Origin of the sequence: Paenibacillus taiwanensis DSM 18679, from assembly GCF_000425125.1 — a bacterium.
GTDB classification, from domain to species: Bacteria; Bacillota; Bacilli; order Paenibacillales; family Paenibacillaceae; genus Paenibacillus_B; species Paenibacillus_B taiwanensis.
Genome location: NZ_KE384308.1, coordinates 362,171 through 381,567, shown reverse-complemented (window position 1 = coordinate 381,567; position 19,397 = coordinate 362,171). Strand labels below are relative to the sequence as shown.

Here is a 19,397-nt window from a genome sequence, read left to right as displayed (position 1 = left end):
ATGGTGTTTTGACAAAATGAAAAAATGGTTCCTGAAGGATACGGGAGCGGCTATGTTATTTCTTCTGCCAAGTGTTATTGGGTTTGCGTTATTTTACTTGGTACCGTTTGTGATGGGAGTGAGCTACTCCTTTATGAATAGTTCGGTTGAGCGTCAATTCGTTGGATTAGATAATTATAACGAGCTGTTTGCGAGCGATTCTTTTCGAAAAGCAGCTTCTAATACATTTATTTTTACTGTAGTTAGTGTTCCGCTCATGCTTGTCATATCGCTTGGACTTGCGCTCGTGCTCAACCAATCTGTATATTTTCGGAAGTGGCTGCGAACTGCCTATGTGCTTCCTCTTGTTGTCCCTGTGGCCTCTATTATATTGATGTGGCAAATATTGTTGGATTGGAACGGATCATTAAACGTGTGGCTCCAATATTTTGGCTTTGAACGTGTTGATTGGATGAAGACGGATGCGGCGCGATATGTAGTGATTGCAGTGTACCTGTGGAAAAATGTCGGCTACAACATTATTTTATTTTTGGCGGGGCTTCAACAAATCCCGCAGGATTACTATGAAACGGCGTGTATGGAAGGTGCTGGACGATTTCGACAGTTTAGCAGCATTACACTAGTGTATTTGATTCCAACGATGTTCTTTGTTGTAATCATGTCCATCATTAATTCTTTTAAGGTGTTTCGAGAAGCGTACTTGATTGCTGGTGATTATCCACATGACAGTATTTATATGCTACAGCATTATATGAATAATATGTTTATGTCGCTTGACATTCAGAAATTGACTGCGGCGGCTACATTGATGGCAGGTTGTATTATGTTTATCGTAATAGGGCTGTTTATAATGGAACGCTATTTCCGGCAGTCAGTGGAATGAGACAGGAGGAAGGCGAGTGCAGCGTGTGCACGTGATGCAAAAAAGTGCGTTAACGATCGGGATGATCGTTATAGCGGTAATTCTACTATTTCCAATTGTGATTACATTCACAAATTCACTTATGACCGAACGTGAAATTGAAATTAATTACGGGATGATTGGATTTTTAGGGGAAACAACTTCAGCAAATGTGAACCGGATGGTGAATATAAAGCTGATTCCTGATCAAGTATCTTTAGAGCAGTATGGACAACTATTAATTTACACACCAAAGTACTTAGCCATGTTTTGGAATTCAGTGTTTCTAGTGGTGCCCATTATCGCAGGCCAAACAGTTATTGCGGCATTGGCGGCATACGCCTTCTCTAAGTTAAAGTTTCGTGGACGTGATATATGGTTTCTCATCTACGTCCTCACGATGCTCATGCCATTTCAAGTGACATTGGTACCTAATTATATTATGGCGGATCAACTTGGGATACTAAATAGTTCGAAGGCCATTTTATTGCCGGCAATATTTTCAGCATTTGGTGTGTTTATGCTGCGGCAGTTTATGCTGCATATTCCGTATGCCTACATAGAAGCAGCCAAAATAGATGGGGCAGGCCATATGCGGATTTTTTTGACGATCATTATGCCACTAATGAAGCCTGGCATAGCTGGACTTGTGGTGTTGTTATTTGTGGATTATTGGAACATGGTGGAGCAGCCGCTTATCTTTTTAGAAGATCCATTTAAACAGCCGCTGTCCGTTTTTTTGTCCAAAGTAAATGATGGGGAGCGTGGAATTGCCTTTGCAGCCTCGATGCTCTACATGGCTCCGATGGTGTTGTTATTTCTATACGCAGAGTCGCATTTTATCAGGGGCATTCAGCTGTCAGGCATTAAGGGATAGTTTTATCGGTTAGGAGGAAGTAGTTATGGGGAGTGACTTGTCTGTCAGTAAAAAAGAAGTACAGCATAAACGAAACATTCAAATCGCCTTCAGTGTATTTGTGGCGATTCTCATTATATTCACTTTGTTCAGCAATACACTGGAATCGTTGACCTTGCCCAAAGTCATTACGGAAGTACCGGTTGTTGGCAGGCTTGAGCACACACTTGAAGCAAGAGGTGGGTTAAGACCAATTGAGGAAGTAAAGCTATTTAATCTTGCAGGCTGGAAAGTACATACGATTCTAGTGAAAGAAGGTGATCGAGTAAAGAGGGGCCAGACATTAATTACATATGACAGTAAAGCAGCTGAATGGGAATTGCAAGGGCTGGAGACGGACGCCAAAAAGCAAATGATTGAACTGCAACGTATACAGGATCAATATATATTGGCGACGATCGAAGGGGATGAGGCAAGCAGAAGAAGTTTAAGCCGTGATATGGAATCACGCAAGTTAGATCAAGACGTACTGGCACGGAAAATAACAGACATGAAGGATCGAATTTCTAATGAACGAGTGATTTCGGCTCCATTTGACGGCGTTATTACGAGGCTGAACGCGATTAAAGGATTAGCTTCTTCAGCAGATGCAGATCTTGTAATAACCAACCACCTTAAAGGTTTTTGGTTTGATATGCGGATTGACGATCCGTTGTTAACGACATTAGAGCTAGAAGTAGGAGAAAAGCTACAATTGGACGTTGTAGCACCGCTAGAACGGCAGAGTAAAAGGATAAATGGTACTATCGTTGAGTTGATTCAAGCAGATCCGCGTCCTGAACTGGTGCCACTTCAGGAGGACACCAAAGGTACAACGGTTCCACAACAGATTTTACGTGTCAAAGTGACGGATTCAGCTTTAAAAGGGAATGAGCAGGCTTACGTCAAGCTTAAAAAAAGCTCCCAACAGGACGGCCTTCTTTTGATGAACAAGGCTGTTCATCAAGATCGGAAAGGCAGCTACGTGTATAAGGTGGAGGAGCAAAGAGGCGCATTAAGTAACGTCTTTATCGTACGAAAAATCCCCGTCACGCGCAGGGAATCCAATGATAACGAAACACTTTTTACATCGGACAGCATTTATGAGCAAGATCGGATCATTATGGAGAGTAGTGAACCGCTACAGGATGGCAACCGGGTCCGCTTGCAGTAAGGTGTCTATTCATATAGTTAAAGGAGCGAACACGTAATATGGAAAAGAAATGGATAGGGATTGTTATCGTCTGTATATGTTTAATGATGGTTACCGCTTGTGGTTCTGGTGGTGATGGAGATGAGGATATGAACAAGAAGAAACCACCCATTTCTAAAGAGGGAAAAGTAATCGTAACTTTATCATTAAAAGAGACGCAGCCTTTTTATGAGGCTGCAGAACGCAAATTTGAAGAAAAATATCCTCATATAGACTTGCAAATCGAATCGTTTAAAAAGGCCGGTGAGAAGTGGCAACCAGGTGATATGGAAAAGTTTAAAAAATCAAGAAACGCAGCATTGTTAGCCGGAACTAGCGCTGATCTAATTGAATTAAGCGGAGTGCCTGTAGGCAATTATGTCCGCAAGAAGCTGCTTATGGACATGAATGAGAAGCTTAAACAGGATCAGACGCTGTCTCAGCAGGATCTTCACATGAATATTATAGAGGCATTAAAAATAGACGGCGGCTTGTATACACTGCCTGCCTCATTCTCTTTAAGAACGTTTATAGGAGATGAGGCATTTATGAAACAGACAGGTGTAACGATAGATGACGAGGACTGGACTTGGCAGCAATTTGAGGAGACAGCAAGAAGGATGGTAGAACTGTCAGAACAGGATGGAAAGGAACGTCGTTATGCGATGACTGAACAGCCTGCTGAGCTTACACTGGTGGAGCGGTTGTTTGATGGATACTCTCAGTTTGTCAATCACAAGGACCAGACCGCTTCCTTTGATTCCCCTGCTTTTATTGCTATGATGGAGCAGGTTCAGAAAATGTATAATGATGAAGTATTTACGGATAAGTCAACAACAGGGAGTAGACAACTATTTTATTCCAGCATGATAGCTTCCCCTGACGATTTGATAAGGATACCCTATATGCTCTTGTCACAACCCAAGCTGCTGCAAAAACCACATGCTAAAGGTGAGACGGGGAAGGCACGTATCGTTCTCCCACTGGAACTAGGCATACAAGCTAAATCCGCGGTTAAGGAGGAAGCGTGGACATTTATTTCGTTTTTGATGTCAGAAGATGCCCAATTATTAAGCGAGAGAGATGGCTTCTCTATGCTGCGATCGCTAAATGACAAAAAGCTGGAAGACATGAAGACACAAGTGAAGAAAGGCGCGTATAAACTAGAAAATGGAAAATTAGTACAAGTAACAGATAAACAGTTTGAGCAGTTTAAAACGGTCATAAACACGGCTGACAACTTGCAAGGGCTGGATGTTAATGTACTGTCTATTATATACGATGAAATACCTTTCTTTTTTACGGGACAAAAGTCAGCTACTGAGGTCGCGAAGTTAATTCAGAACCGCGTTACAACTTACTTAAAGGAGTAAAGATGATATTTATTTACATAATTTATACATCTTTATATCTATGTCGTCATATTTTATAAAAAAGGGTATTCAATAATCACCACTGGATAATTATAGCGTAGATATTTTGATATGCGAAGGGGGAGTAGTGCCCTTTGACTGTCAAAATAGAGTCAGCCTATAGCAAAGTATAGCTCGATACAATAGAGGAAAATGAGAACTATGGGCAATACTGTTTAAATACTCAATCATTTGAGTATTTTTTTTTTGACCAAGTGGTATTAAGTTGGTAGTAGACGATGTTTTCACTTATTGGGCTATTTTCATCAGGAGTCTACGTATAACGACATCGTTTGTCTTGTTTTCCAGCCATTGTTCAGCGGTATCGGACAGACAAGAATTTAATTATATCATCAAAGTAAAAGCGCTTTGCAATTTGATCACAATAGTCATACGAAATACGATGATGGAATTCGCATCGAAAGGATACTGCCTATGAATGACAACTTACGCCGCTTTGGTATCCGTAAGGTCATGCCGCTGCTGCTTGCCAGCTTGTTGATGCCTATCCCTACTTCGTATGCCGCAGCCGATCTCTACGAGCCGCGACTGTTGCAGGCGGCATGGCTTATCAAAATGGTTACCGTAATCATGTTGTTTGCGGGGCTGTATATGTTGCTTAAAAATGCCGTAGATTACATCCGCAGGCAACGCAGCGAAGAGGAGAGAGAGCCCGCCAGATGGCGTTGGTGGTGGATCGGCATCACAGGTGTCATATGGATCGGAGCATCAACCATCCTTATTCCATACTATGGAAGCGTTGCCAACAATGAATGGAGTCAGTTTATCGTATCTTTACCCATTCAGGTGGCAGAAGCAGTTGGGTGGTGTGCCGCTGCTATTACAGTGTTTATCGCAAACAGTTTTTTTTCCAGTATACGTCCGACCCCTCACCTCAAGACCTACCTTCCACTCATTTTGTTGAGCATAACAAGTGGACTAACTAACTCACTTATTATTTTTATCGTTAACCAAGCAGTAGTAGTTGAGGCCTCCGCCAAGCAAGCACTCTTTCTTTGTTTTGGACTGGCCCTCGCCTCTTATTTTTTAGGACAGCGGATTGTACGCGCTTTAATGATTCGGTTAACGAACCGTATCGTTTACGAGAAACGAACCCGCATGCTATCTCAACTGGCACGAACACGTTTTCAGCAATTTGAACAGATCAGTCGTGAGAAGATATTAACAAGTCTTAATAACGATGTTGAGGTCGTCAGCAACTTTGCGAATCTAATTGTGACGGTATCTACGAGCTTGATGATTATACTGTTTGGGTTCGTATACTTGGGCTGGTTGGATTTGTACGGCTTTTTGTTCTCCCTTGGTGTCGTCCTACTCAGCTCACTTTTGTACTTCGTTGTAGGACAGAGAGCTAACCGGTTGTGGGAAGAAACGAGAGACTTACAAAATGTATTTTTCCGTTTCGTGCAGGAACTCGTCTCCGGCTTCCGGGAACTTTCGCTTCATCGAGGTAAGAAGCGTCAATTTGAACAGGAATTATATGCATCATGTCAAGCTTACAGTGACAAGCGGACGACTAGTGGACTTATGTATGCAAAGGTTATTTTGACAGGTGAACTTATGTTTATGCTAGTCATTGGTTCCGTTGTGTTCGTATTTCCACTATTGTTTCCAGGCGGTTCAGATGAAGTTCTGCGCGACTACGTATTTATTTTTTTGTATATGACAGGACATGTCTCATTTGTATTAAATACGATTCCAGAATTTATGCACTTTCGGGTCAGCTGGAAAAGGCTGCGTCTGCTAGAAGCAAGTATTTCAGAGCTGGATGAATCTGATGATGCAGGGGAAGTGGAGCGCGGCAAGTACGCGCTTGAACTAAAAGATGTTCGTTTCAGCTATCCCGCTCAGCAGGGCGAGCCATTCGCTGTTGGGCCATTTAATTGTACGTTTAGAAGCGGGGAGATCACCTTTATTACGGGGGGTAACGGCAGCGGCAAGTCTACGTTGGCCAAATTAATATTGGGGCTGTATACGCCTGATGAAGGCAGCGTACTCATGAATGGGCAAGCGATAACACCTGATGAACTTCGGCAAAGCTTCTCTGCCGTGTTTAGCGATTTTCATTTATTTGATCGTTTGTATGGATTGGATAAAGGGTGGGTCGCTGAACGGCTGCCTGAATATATTCGCTTGCTTGGTTTGGAAGGCAAGGTGACGTTGGAAGCGGATCGCTTTAGTACAACCTTGTTATCTACTGGGCAGCGGAAGCGTCTTGCTTTGCTTATCTGTTTGTTGGAAGATCGTCCATTCTGCTTGCTGGACGAATGGGCTGCGGATCAGGACCCTGAATATCGCCAATTTTTTTACGAAGTATTGCTGCCTGATATGAAGCGGCATGGCACATGTGTAATCTGTATTACTCATGATGATCGGTACTTTGATCATGCTGATCAGTTTATTAAGTTGGAGCATGGCTTGATTACATCTCGTACTGCCAATGTGCAGGACAAGCAAATGGAGTATTCCTTATAACTAAATAACTAAGTTGTACTGGGGGGCGGGTTAAGCGTGAAACCGATACGTCATTTAGCAGAATTGCTTCTAAAGAGTGATACAAAGTCTGCTGGAATCACCTTCTTACAATCAGGACAAGATCGAAGTTATTCATACAACGATTTGTACAACAAGTCCGCTGCGGTACTTTCCATGTTGCAGGAGCGCGGCATTCCGGTTGCTTGTCCAATCATTATTCAAACGGACGACAATGAAGCGCTTGTCATTTTATTCTGGGCATGCGTGCTTGGAGGTTATGTGCCCGTTCCCGTGACGGCCGCACATAACGATGAGCAGCGTAACAAGCTGCTCCAGATTTATAAGGAGTTGGGACTTGCTTATGTTGTCGCTGCTGGTGAAGCCATAAGCAGCCTCGGAGCCTATAGCAGTCGTGTTGGGGCGGAAGAACTGTATCGATCTCTCGTAACGAGAACCGTGTTGTTGGATGAAGTGTTATCGGCAGATGCCACGTTAGCAACTGGTGCCAAGCTGCACACACCACGCATGGAGGACACGGCGTTCATTCAATTCTCCTCTGGCTCGACAGGCAGCCCCAAAGGTGTCGTATTAACGCACGATAATTTACTTGCTAACATGTCCGCTATTCTTGACGGCTCGCGAACTACGGAAGCAGACAGTTCATTAAGCTGGCTGCCGCTCACACATGATATGGGGTTAATCGGATTTCATTTGACTCCTATACTCGGGCGTATTCACCAGTATCAAATGACGACTTCTGCTTTTGTACTTCACCCGATGAATTGGCTTCGTACTGCGTCAGAGCGACGCATCTCGTGTTTGGCATCACCCAACTTCGGATATGCCCATTTTTTGCAGCATTTTAAACCAGAACAAGCGGTGGGGGAACAATGGGATTTATCTTGTGTCCGGTTAATATTTAACGGAGCTGAGCCGATTTCTGAAGTGATATGTCGTCAATTTTTAACATGCCTTGCACCATACGGTCTTCCTTCAAATAGTTTATTTCCAGTATATGGACTTGCAGAAGCTAGTCTCGCGGTCACGTTTCCCGATCCAGAAGAGGAACTTCAAGTCTCGTACTTGGATCGTGAACAACTGGGCTTGGGATCTGCTGTATGTCTAGTTGACGCTGAAGCCAAGGAAGCAGTCCCTATCTTGGATCTTGGATACCCCGTGAAGGACTGCGCGGTAACGATTCGAGACGAGGATCAGATCCAGATGGAGGAAGGGCACATTGGACTTATTTACATTCAAGGCCGAAATGTGACAGCCGGTTATTTTAACCTTCCGGACATCAATAAGCAGTTAATTACAGTGGATGGCTGGCTAAATACAGGTGATCTGGGATATATGCAGAACGGGCGCTTATTTGTAACGGGGCGGATGAAGGACATTTTGTTTGTAAATGGGCAAAACTTGTACCCACACGATTTGGAGCAGATTGCAAGCGAAGCGAAAAGTTTGTCACTCGGTAAGGTAGCCGTTTGCGGCGTGCAAGATCCTGTTACGAAACAGGATGAGATCGTCGTATTTGTTCAGTATCGCGGCAAACTGGAGTCTTTTGTCGGCATACGGTCGGAAGTGAAGAGCTTGCTAAACCGTGCAACTGGACTGGATGTGACGTCCGTACTGCCGATACGGCAAATCCCGAAGACAACTTCAGGCAAGATTCAGCGTTATTTGTTGGCGGAGCGGTTTGGAAGTGGTGAATTTACGGAGGTTGTTGCGAAGCTCGCCATTTTGGAAGTTGACGCCACGCCATCTGCTGCGGGAGACGATTCAAGATTTCAAGCGCAGATCATGACCATGACAGACACCGAGAGTCGTATTGCTGCGTTCTGGAATGAGGTGCTAGGTCTATCCCAACCAAGTATAGATGCTCATTTCTTGGAGATGGGCGGCAATTCGCTCAAAGCAGGAATGATTGCAAGCCGCTTGCAAGATACATGGGGACTTGAGGTAAGTTTGGGTGAAGTGCTCCAGCATGAAACTATTCGGTCGCTTGCAGCATGGGTGGACGCTTCTATCGGGGACAAGCAAGTAGAGCAAACGAACCCTATCGTGCCTGCCAGCGCAAGTGCATACTATCCGCTCACGTCGGCTCAAAACAGACTATACGTTCTACAGCAGATTAATCCGTCGCTGACACATTACAACTTACCTTATGTGGTCACCATAACGGGGACGTGTGATTATACGAAGCTTGCTGCGGCATGGCAACAATTGATGAGACGCCATGTTATGCTCCGCACGTCCATCAGCCAGTTAGAGGATACAGCCGTTCAGTATGTGGCTGAGGATGTGGAGCTGCCGCTCCTGTGGGTAGACGGAACGGATTGGACGGAGGAGCAGATTCGTAGTTATTCCGTATCCTTTGTACGTCCATTTCAGCTTGAGCAGGCGCCATTATTCCGTATTGAGATCGTTAAACTCGCTCACGATCGGCACCTTATGCTGCTCGATATGCATCATATCATTACGGATGGCAGCTCGATGGGAATATGGATACGTGAATTTGCTGCTCTGTATGACGGCTTTGAACTGCCTGCTCGTTCGCTCCAATATACCGATGTTGCATTATGGCTTAACAAGCAGCATGATACGCCGGAGTGGCGTCATGCCTGGCAGCATTGGCAAGCGACTTTTGCAGACGGCTGCCCGCGTTTGACGTTGCCCTTGGACTTTGTACGTCCACTTACACCTTCGTATCGTGGTGGTGTTGAAAGTGTTAGAATCGATGCTGCTTTGTTGTCCAAGCTTCATAAATTGGCGAACAATTCAGGGTGTACATTATATACCGTGTTGGTCTCACTTTATTATGTGCTGCTTAGTCGTTACAGCGGACAACAGGATATCGTTATCGGGACCGCAGCAGCAGGCCGTACACGTACAGAGATGGAACAAATAGCAGGCTTATTTGTAAATATGATTCCGCTGCGTCTTCGTAACAACATCTCGAACATGCAGCAGAGTAAGAGCAATCCGGCTGCTGTTAGCGAGCTAGCTTCAAATCAGGCTAATTTGCAAGGATCGACCTCGACTATTTTGGATATTACGCTAAGCGAATGGTTCCAAGCGGTGCAGGAGCAACTTTCTGCGGCTTTACGTCATCAAGCGCTGCCATTTGAAGATATGATGGAGGCTGCCGGCCATATTAGCGAAATGGGGCGTCATCCTTTTTTTGATACAGCATTTACGTTGCAGAATATGGATCTTCCTGAATTGCGGACGCAGCATTTTACATGCGAGATAGCTCCGCTTCTCACGTCTACTTCCAAGTTTGATATGAGCTGGGAAGGCTACGTAACAGCACAAGGCTTGGATTTGCATGTGGAGTTCTCACTTGAATTATTCCGTGCAGACACGATAAGGCAAATGCTGCGCTGTTACACTTACTTGTTAGAGCAAGCCGTTGACTATTCAGATCAAAGCCTCAGCAAGCTGGAGCTGATGAATAAGCCGCAGCAAGCCCAATTGTTGCGGGAGTGCAGCGAGATGACGGATGTCAGACATCGGGAGATGACGCTGCATGGATGGTTTGAATGGCAAGTAGAGGAGCGACCAGAAGCAATCGCTCTTGAAATGGACGAGCAGCAATGGTCTTATGCCAAGCTCAATGCAGAAGCTAACCGTCTAGCACGCTGGTTGTTGGATACAAGTACGGCCTCACAAGCGGATTCGAATGTAACAAAAGCAGGCGTGCGCCCTTATGTTGCGCTCATTATGGATCGTTCTATGGAAATGATCGCGGCTATGTTGGCCGTATTAAAGGCAGGTATGGCCTACGTGCCAATAGATCCATCATTCCCAACCGAACGGATACGTTACATGTTCGAAGACGCAAAGGTCCGAGCTGTGTTAGTTAACGGTGACAGACGACAGCTGCGGAATGAACTGGAAGAGGCGGGAGCGTTGCCTGCTGTCTGGTTGCACGTTACGGATCAGCGCTTGGAATATATGAATGATGACGGAAGCAATTTGTCGATTACAACAAATGTGGATGAAGTTGCTTATATGATGTATACCTCGGGAACAACAGGTCGGCCTAAAGGTATTTATACTACACATGCCAATGTATCTCGGGTTGTCCGGCATACTAACTATTTGGAACTGACTGCACAAGATACATTACTGCAACTGTCCAATTATGCTTTTGATGGGTCTACGTTTGATATTTATGGAGCGCTGTTGAACGGCTCCAGATTAATCCTATTACATACGGACGAAACAGCAGATCCTTTCCGAATTATGGAGCGGATTGTGAATAAAGGGGTTACGGTTTTCTTTGCTACTACGGCCCTATTTAACATGTTGGTGGACCATGATCTGGCAGGGCTTGCCCAAGTAAGACATGTGCTGTTTGGGGGGGAACGCGCCTCCATGACTCATGTTCGCAGAGCGTATGACGCTATGGGTCCAGGAAAGCTGCTTCACGTTTACGGTCCTACGGAAACGACCGTATTTGCATCCTGCTATCCCATTGTGTCATGGATTTCAACGCAGGCAACAATCCCAATTGGACGACCTATTACGCGTACGGAGCTGTTTGTACTTGATTCGGATGGTCGCTTGGCGGCTAAAGGTGTCGCGGGAGAGCTTTATATCGGCGGAGATGGTGTTGCACTAGGCTATGCCCATTTACAAGCGATGACGGCAGAGCGCTTTGTAATTCATAATTCAGATTCGACACGCCGAATGTACCGAACTGGCGATCTCGTGAGATGGAATGCGGACGGACAATTGGAATATTTGGATCGATTAGACAAGCAAGTTAAGCTGCGGGGGTATCGCATCGAACTTGGTGAGATCGAGAGTGCATGGCTCAAGCTGCCACATATTCGGGAGGCGCACCTTACAACAAGAGAGCTTGGTGGTGACCTCGCACTTTGTGCTTATGTGGTTGCCGATAAGCCTATAGTTGCTGCTGAATATGTGCAGGAACTGCGTCGCGTGCTGCCTTATTATATGGTGCCTGCCGCAGTTATTCAGCTAGATAAGCTCCCCTTGACTTCTAACGGAAAAGTGGATGCGCGGGCACTACCTGCTCCTGAGGCAGCATTTACGGTGCTGCAACCGGAGACAGAAACAGAACGAGCGTTGCAGCTATTATGGCAAGAAGCGCTTCATGCTGATGAAATTGGGGTAACAGACCATTTCTTTGAACGGGGCGGGCACTCGTTAAAGGCTTCAAAGCTGGCCTCCTTGATTTATAAACAATTTCATCTTCAAATGCCGATTCAGCAAATTTTTACCTGCCCAACGATTAGGGAACAGGCAGCGTGGATCGACATTCAGGCCAAAACAGATACACAAGGTTATTACCCAATTCCTGCTGCTGAACCTATGTTGGCCTATCCGACAACTCCTGCTCAGCAACGAATGTATTTGCTGGATCAGTTTGAGGGAGTTGGAACGACGTATCATATGCCTATCCTTTTTGAGGTAGAAGGCGAGCTGACGCGGGAACAGGCTGAAGCCGCCTGGCAAGAAATGATCAACATACATGAGCCGTTTCGAACGTCATTTCGAATGTATGAAGGCCATATCCAGCAGTTGATTCATGAATCTGTTTCGTTCCAAATGAATCAGATTACGTTGCCTGAAAATGTTGACGACAAGGACATGCAGCAACTATCGGCTTATTGTTTGCGTTACCTTCGCCCATTCCATTTATCCGCTGCGCCGTTATTGCAAGGCTATTGGATTAGCGGGCAGTCAAAGCATTATATGCTCATCGATATTCATCATATTGTGGCTGACGGTATTTCCATCCAGACGCTCATTTCGGATTGGGCTGGATACGTAGCGGGTTATACAAGCCAGCCGCCTAACGTGCAGTATAAGGATTATGCGGTTTGGTTGAATGGAGAGCAGGCGGACCCTGCAATGAAGCGGAGCGAAGCTTATTGGCGGCGACAATTGCCGCAAGAGCTGCCTGTACTTGAGCTACCGACTGACTTTAGCAGAGGTGATCAGCGCTCCTTTAACGGTGGGGTTGTTCCATTCGAGCTTTCCTCACAGATGGGCACAAAAATAGCTGAATATTGCGAACGCAGCGGCATAACGATGAACAGCTTTTTATTTTCCCTGTACAGCCTGCTGCTGCATCAGTTTACTGGACAAGATGAATGTGTTATTGGTTCACTTGCGTCAGGTAGAACGCATCCAGATACGGAGCAGATGATTGGGATGTTTAACGCCTTTTTACCAATATTTATTGGTATAGATTCGGGACGTACAGTGGATGAACACACTAAATATGTGCAAGAACAGTTATCTGGTGCTTATTCGCATCAGGAATTCTCAGTTGACAGTTTACTTCATTTTAACGACCGACCGCAGGCTTATGATCGTTCACGGAATCCGTTATTTGATACGATGCTGATTGTTCACAATCAAATGGATGCAGAAGAGCAGGTGCACGGGCATAGTTTCAAGCTAAACCCGCTCCCTGTACATACAAATACGGCCAAGCTGGATGTGAAGCTAGATATTTTCTTGTACGGAGACGGACGTATAAGTGGTGCGGCGGAATACAACACAGACCTGTTTAAAGAGGCAACTATTAGCCGTTTAGTTGCACAGTGGCTTCATTTGATTGAGCAGGCTTTGCAGAAGCCGGGTCAAGTGTGCTGCGAATTATTGCGTGCATCTGAAGCCGACATGAAGATGATTAATGCCTTTAATGAGACGGCTGCGCCATTTCCATCCCACATGCTGCTACATCAGTGGTTGGAAGAGCAAGCGCGGCTTTACCCAGATCGTACGGCGGTGCGCTGTGCCGATCATGAGCTTACTTACCGTCAATTAAATGAAAGAGCGAATCAGTTTGCTCGTGTTTTGCGAGGGTATGGTGTCAAGGCGGACACGGTCGTGCCTGTTGTGGCGGAACGATCATTAGAACTTTTTGTTGGTATATTTGCCATCTTAAAAGCAGGTGGAGCCTATTTACCTATAAGCCCTGAATATCCAGAAGAGCGTATTCGATATTTCTTGGATGACAGCCAATCTAAATTGGTATGTACTCAGCACAAATGGAGGGGGTCCCTTCCATTTGAGGGGACTATCATTGAACTGGATGACGAAACATGTGGCAGAAGCAAAGATCGGCACGACCTTGCACCAATATCAACTCCACATCATTTGGCATACGTCATTTATACATCAGGCTCGACGGGTATGCCAAAAGGAGTAATGGTGGAGCATGCAGCCATCGTTAATCGGATTTATTGGATGCAGCAGTCATACCCCCTTACAGAAGCGGATACTATTTTACACAAGACACCAATTACGTTTGATGTATCGGTGTGGGAGCTGTTTTGGTGGAGTGCGGCGGGCGCTGCGGTGTACGTGCTAGAGCCTGGGGGAGAAAAAGACCCTGTAGGTCTAATGGCAACGATTGATTTGCAGCGTATTACGATTATGCATTTTGTACCGTCCATGCTGGGATTGTTTTTGCGCAGTGCGGATCAGCGCTGCGGCGAAGGTAATGATGCAAGCAGCATGCTGTCTAGTCTCCGCTATGTATTTACAAGTGGCGAGGCACTTCTGCCACAGCATGTAGAGACGTTCCACAATATATTTAAAGCTAATCGTACGGCAGCCTTAGTTAATTTATATGGTCCAACGGAAGCGGCAGTTGATGTAACTGCTTATGCTTGCAGCGCTTATCGAGGAGGATCGGTACCGATAGGCAGTCCGATCAGCAACATTCAGCTCTACATTGTGAATGAGGACTTAGAGCAGCAACCAATCGGTGTGTCTGGCCAATTGTGTATTGCTGGAACAGGGCTAGCGAGAGGGTACTGGAACAAGCCAGCGTTAACAGCTGAACGGTTCGTTGAGCACCCGCATCAGTCTGGCACACGAATGTACTTAACCGGTGATCGTGCTAAATGGCTTCCAGACGGCAATATAGAATACCAAGGACGCATAGATCAGCAGGTCAAAATTCGTGGGATTCGAATTGAATGTGGAGAGATCGAGCATGTGCTGCTGCGACATCCAGGAGTCGCTGAAGCTGTCGTTACAGCGGTAGAGGACCAACTAAAGGAGCGGGTGCTATGTGCTTATATCGTACCTCAAGCAGCAGCCAAGGTTAGTCAGCAGGTGGATCAACAAGTGGAGCAGCTAGCTAATGATGCGGACATCGTATATTCCAATGAAGCCGCTTTATGCGATGACGAATCGTTAATGATCTGGATGCGACGTTTGCTGCCTGAGTATATGATACCCGTCTATATCATACGACTGGATCAATGGCCATTAACACCAAGCGGCAAGCTGGATCGACGAAGCTTGCCGCAGCCAGATTGGAAAACGGGAGGCAGTGGTGAGTTACCACAGACTCCTACAGAGCTGAAGCTTGCCGCTATTTGGCAGCAGGTATTGGCAGTGGCATCACCTGCAAGAGACGATCATTTCTTTATGCTAGGTGGTCATTCATTGCGGGCAGCACAGTTGGCTGGTCTGGTCGAACAGCAATTCCAAGTGCAATTTACGTTACAGCATGTGTTTCAAGCTCCTGTACTTCGACATATGGCGACCGTTATAGAAGCAGCGGGTGGGATGACAAGTATGCCGCTTGAACAAGTGGAGCTAAGACCCCACTATCCGCTGTCGCTTGCTCAAAATCGCCTGTTTATTTTGCAGGAAATGGATCAGGAGCAGACGGCTTACAACTTGCCGTTTGCTGTACACATAAAAGGAGCACTTGATCCCGAAATACTTGAGCGTGCACTCGTTCGACTGGTGGAGCGCCATGAGCCGCTTCGAACTTGTTTTAAATGGTACGAAGGTGCGCCTGTTCAATGTATTGTAGCACCAGAGCAGATCGAACTAAGACTAGAGCGCTCTATGTCGTCTAATCAGCAGCAATCGCTTGATGACGCCATGCTTGAGGCGGGCAAGTCGTTTATCCGACCGTTCGACTTAACCAAAGCGCCACTAATGCGGGCTTGCTTGATGGAGCGGGACAGTAACGAGTTTACATTGTTGATGGATATGCACCATATCGTATCGGATGGTATTTCCATGAACGTAATGGCTGCTCAGCTAGTGCGGGAATATGAAGATTTGCATGACAAGCTTAGTCTGACTGCTGCGAATCCGCTGCGGATTCAGTACAAGGACTATGCGGTATGGCAGCAGCAATGGATGAGCAGTGAAGCACGTACACAAGAAGAAACTTATTGGCGCGAAGCGTTAGCAGGCTCATTGCCGCTGCTTCATCTGCCTCTGGATTATACTCGTCCTGCACTTCAGTCTTTTAAAGGCGAGTGTGTGTATGCAGAGCTGAAGCAACCACAGCTAGAGCTGGTGAAGGCTGCCGCCGATAAGTTGGACATGACACTTTTTATGTATGTACTGACGGCTTTTCATGCACTGCTATTTAAAGTAAGTGGTCAAGAGGATATTATCGTCGGGACACCGATTGGCGGACGGTTGCATCCAGACACAGAACCATTAATCGGCATGTTTGTAAATACGCTTCCGATTAGAACGCAGCCATCGGCTTCTATTCCATTTGCTACCTTTGCGCAGCAGGTGAAGCAGCGGACTGTCCAAGCTTTTGCACATCAGACGCTGCCGTTTGAACAGATAGTCACTGCATTGCAAGTGCCGCGGGATTTGAGCCGCAATCCGATTTTTGATGTCATGTTTGTGATGCAAAATATGGGCCTTCCTACTACAGAAGTGAAGGGGCTTCAATTTGCTTCCCAACTGCTCGACGCAGGTGTGTCGAAGCTGGACTTGACTGTTGAAGTAACCGAAATTGAGGGCGGGCTGCGCATACGAGCCGAGTATGCAACGGCATTGTTTGAACGAGCGAGCGTAATGCGCCTGCTTGATTATTACATGCATGTGCTGACTAGCGCTGCGGCTCAGCCTAATGCTCTGCTTGGTGAACTGCGGCTTATGACCGAGGCGGAAGAGTGCAACATATACGATTTATTTAATGATACAAAGCATTCCTTCCCAGCCCATATGACATTAGGTGAAGCGGTAGAGAAGTTTGCGCACGCGGAGCCTGCGCGCACAGCTTTGCTAGTTGGTGATCAAGCAGTCACGTACGGGGAGCTTCAACATCAGGCGGAGCATGTCGCACATCTGTTGCGATCAAAAGGCGTTAAAGCGGATAGCCTAGTTGCGATATGTATGGAACGCTCGCTTGAGATGATTGTTGCCATGTTAGCCATCTGGAAAGCTGGTGGAGCGTACGTTCCAATCGCACCGTCTCAGCCATTGGATAGAATTCGGTTCGTGCTAGAGGATTCAAATACGAGCCTTGTGCTTGTAGAGACAAGTAGTGAGCTGTTGCATGTACAGCTTGGTGACGTTGAGCTTATGCCGATAGCTGCATTCTCGTCCGCTTATGATGAATCTAGTGATTTAACGGCTGTGAACAAGGGAACCGCCCAAAGCACTGAGCAAACTTTCGGTGGGGAGCATAGCCAGGCAGTTACAAGCAATTCCACTTCCAATGATGCGGCATACGTCATTTATACGTCAGGCTCAACCGGTCAGCCAAAAGGTGTGCTAGTTGAACACAAAGCGGCCGTAAATCGGATTTACTGGATGCAAACCATGTACCCGCTCCACGAGGGAGACGTTATTTTACAGAAGACGCCTTACACATTTGATGTATCCGTCTGGGAACTGATTTGGTGGGCATTCGGCGGAGCTAAAGTAGCATTGCTGGAACCTGGTGGAGAAAAAGACCCGAATGCAATTGTAGCTGCGATTGAGCAGCACCGTGTGACGACGATTCATTTTGTTCCCTCAATGTTGGAGCTGTTTTTAGCTCATCTGGAACATAACCCGCAGGCCAGAAACCGTTTAGCCAGCTTGCGTTATGTATTTACAAGCGGCGAAGCGCTCAAGGCTGAGCATGTGGAACGTTTTAAACAACTCGTGACGGTTCATTCCAATGCAGCCCTCATTAATCTTTACGGACCGACAGAGGCAGCCATTGACGTAACCTACTATGAATGCAGCCAATGGGAGGGCACGCTTGTTCCGATAGGAAAGCCGATTTATAACACCGAGCTGTACGTTGTAAATGAGCAGCTTCAACGTCAGCCAATCGGTATTCCAGGTGAATTATGCATCGCGGGTACGTGTTTGGCACGCGGGTATGTGAACAGGGAGGAGCTGACGGCAGAACGGTTTATTGAGAACCCTTTTGTGCCAGACAGCAAAATGTATCGTACCGGAGATATGGCCAGATGGCTGCCTGACGGAAATGTGGAGTATTTAGGAAGATTAGACAACCAAGTTAAAGTACGTGGCTTCCGCATCGAGTGCGGGGAGATCGAGCATGCGCTGCTGAAGGAGCCCTGCGTACGGGATGCCATTGTAGTAAAGATGGAGGATAACACGAGAGCTGATTATTTATGTGCCTATTTGGTCACAACAGCGCCTGTAACAGCAGCTCAACTACGTGCCTCCTTACAACAGCGGCTTCCTGAGTATATGATACCTGCCGTTTATGTGGAGCTGGATCATATGCCGCTTTCATCTAACGGAAAGGTTGATCGACGTCAACTGCCGCGACCTGAGCATCGTGTAGATTCAGGTCACGAATTTGTAGCAGCAAAAGAGGGCACAGAAGAGGTTGTGGCTAGTGTATGGCGGGAACTATTAGGGCGCGAACGCATTGGATCACGAGATAACTTCTTTGATTGCGGTGGCGACTCTCTGCTTATTATTCGGATGCATCACATGCTGGACCACCAGTACCCGGGATTGCTTAAAGTGACGGATTTATTTAACTATCCAACCGTCTCAGACCTTGCAGCCTACATTGATACTTTGCTGGCCGATCATCTTCGTGCGGATTGGAGCGGGCTTCAGGTGCCGGAGCAGCTGTTAAATCGTTCTTCCGCAACAGAGTGGAATGGCTTATACCGCTTTGAGGTTGATCAGAAGCTGCTAAATGGATTAAGAAAAGTAAGCTATTCAGAAGGAATTCGTGTGAATGAACTTATGCTAGCTGTATTGGCTTGGTATTTTAAGCAAGCAACTGGTGCGCAGGACGTTCAACTGCTCCATGTGAACGATAAGCGAGAGGCGCGGCTCGTCAACATTGACTTTAGCCTCACACGAGATTTTCACGAATTAGTCAGTATAGTGACAGCAGAACCGCACGTACTTAACAGACTAGAACAATGGCGCAAGACACCAACTGGAGAGGGTTCCAGAAATCAGTCGATCGCTCCGTTGTTCTACGAAGGGGCACCGCATAGGCTCGCTGTCAACTATGAGTTGCTTCAAGCACATGAACTGATCGTGTCCTTGCCGATTGTAACCACAGACCATGTTGTGTTAAAGGGTGAATGGGCATTTAATGGGCAGCGGTTGGATAAAGAGCGAATGAAGCAGTGGCTTCTAGGGTATGTAAAACTGCTCAGGCTAGTTGTGCAACAGTTTGAACAGACGGTTCATTCAATCCGTTCAGAAACAGCCGCTTCCACAGATAAAGGATAACTTGCAGAC

6 protein-coding genes are annotated in these 19,397 nt (G+C 46.2%); all 6 read left to right on the top strand.

The genetic code is table 11. The features are described from left to right. Window positions 1-16: 16 nt before the first annotated feature. The 6 genes from H509_RS0120030 (at window position 17) to H509_RS26105 (ending at window position 19,388) form a co-directional block, all read left to right on the top strand. Window positions 17-883 carry a carbohydrate ABC transporter permease gene (locus H509_RS0120030; protein ID WP_028546648.1) on the top strand — a complete coding sequence of 289 codons (867 nt, stop codon included), beginning with the start codon at window positions 17-19 and terminating at the stop codon, window positions 881-883. A 34-nt stretch (window positions 884-917) separates the two neighbouring features. Further along, window positions 918-1,778 (top strand): carbohydrate ABC transporter permease, encoded by an 861-nt coding sequence (locus H509_RS0120025; protein WP_036698412.1) that lies wholly within the window; start codon window positions 918-920, stop codon window positions 1,776-1,778. 25 nt (window positions 1,779-1,803) lie between these two features. Further along, a complete protein-coding gene (locus H509_RS0120020; protein ID WP_036698224.1) occupies window positions 1,804-2,970 on the top strand; it encodes an efflux RND transporter periplasmic adaptor subunit in 1,167 nt (388 codons plus the stop codon). 38 nt (window positions 2,971-3,008) lie between these two features. After that, complete coding sequence (locus tag H509_RS0120015; RefSeq protein ID WP_028546645.1) at window positions 3,009-4,361, top strand: ABC transporter substrate-binding protein; 1,353 nt, start codon at window positions 3,009-3,011, stop codon at window positions 4,359-4,361. 474 nt (window positions 4,362-4,835) lie between these two features. Continuing rightward, window positions 4,836-6,896: a cyclic peptide export ABC transporter gene (locus tag H509_RS26110; RefSeq protein ID WP_051287462.1), complete on the top strand. Its 2,061-nt coding sequence runs from the start codon at window positions 4,836-4,838 to the stop codon at window positions 6,894-6,896. Between the two features lie 36 nt (window positions 6,897-6,932). Beyond that, window positions 6,933-19,388 (top strand): non-ribosomal peptide synthetase, encoded by a 12,456-nt coding sequence (locus H509_RS26105; RefSeq protein WP_051287460.1) that lies wholly within the window; start codon window positions 6,933-6,935, stop codon window positions 19,386-19,388. The last annotated feature ends 9 nt before the right edge of the window (window positions 19,389-19,397 follow it).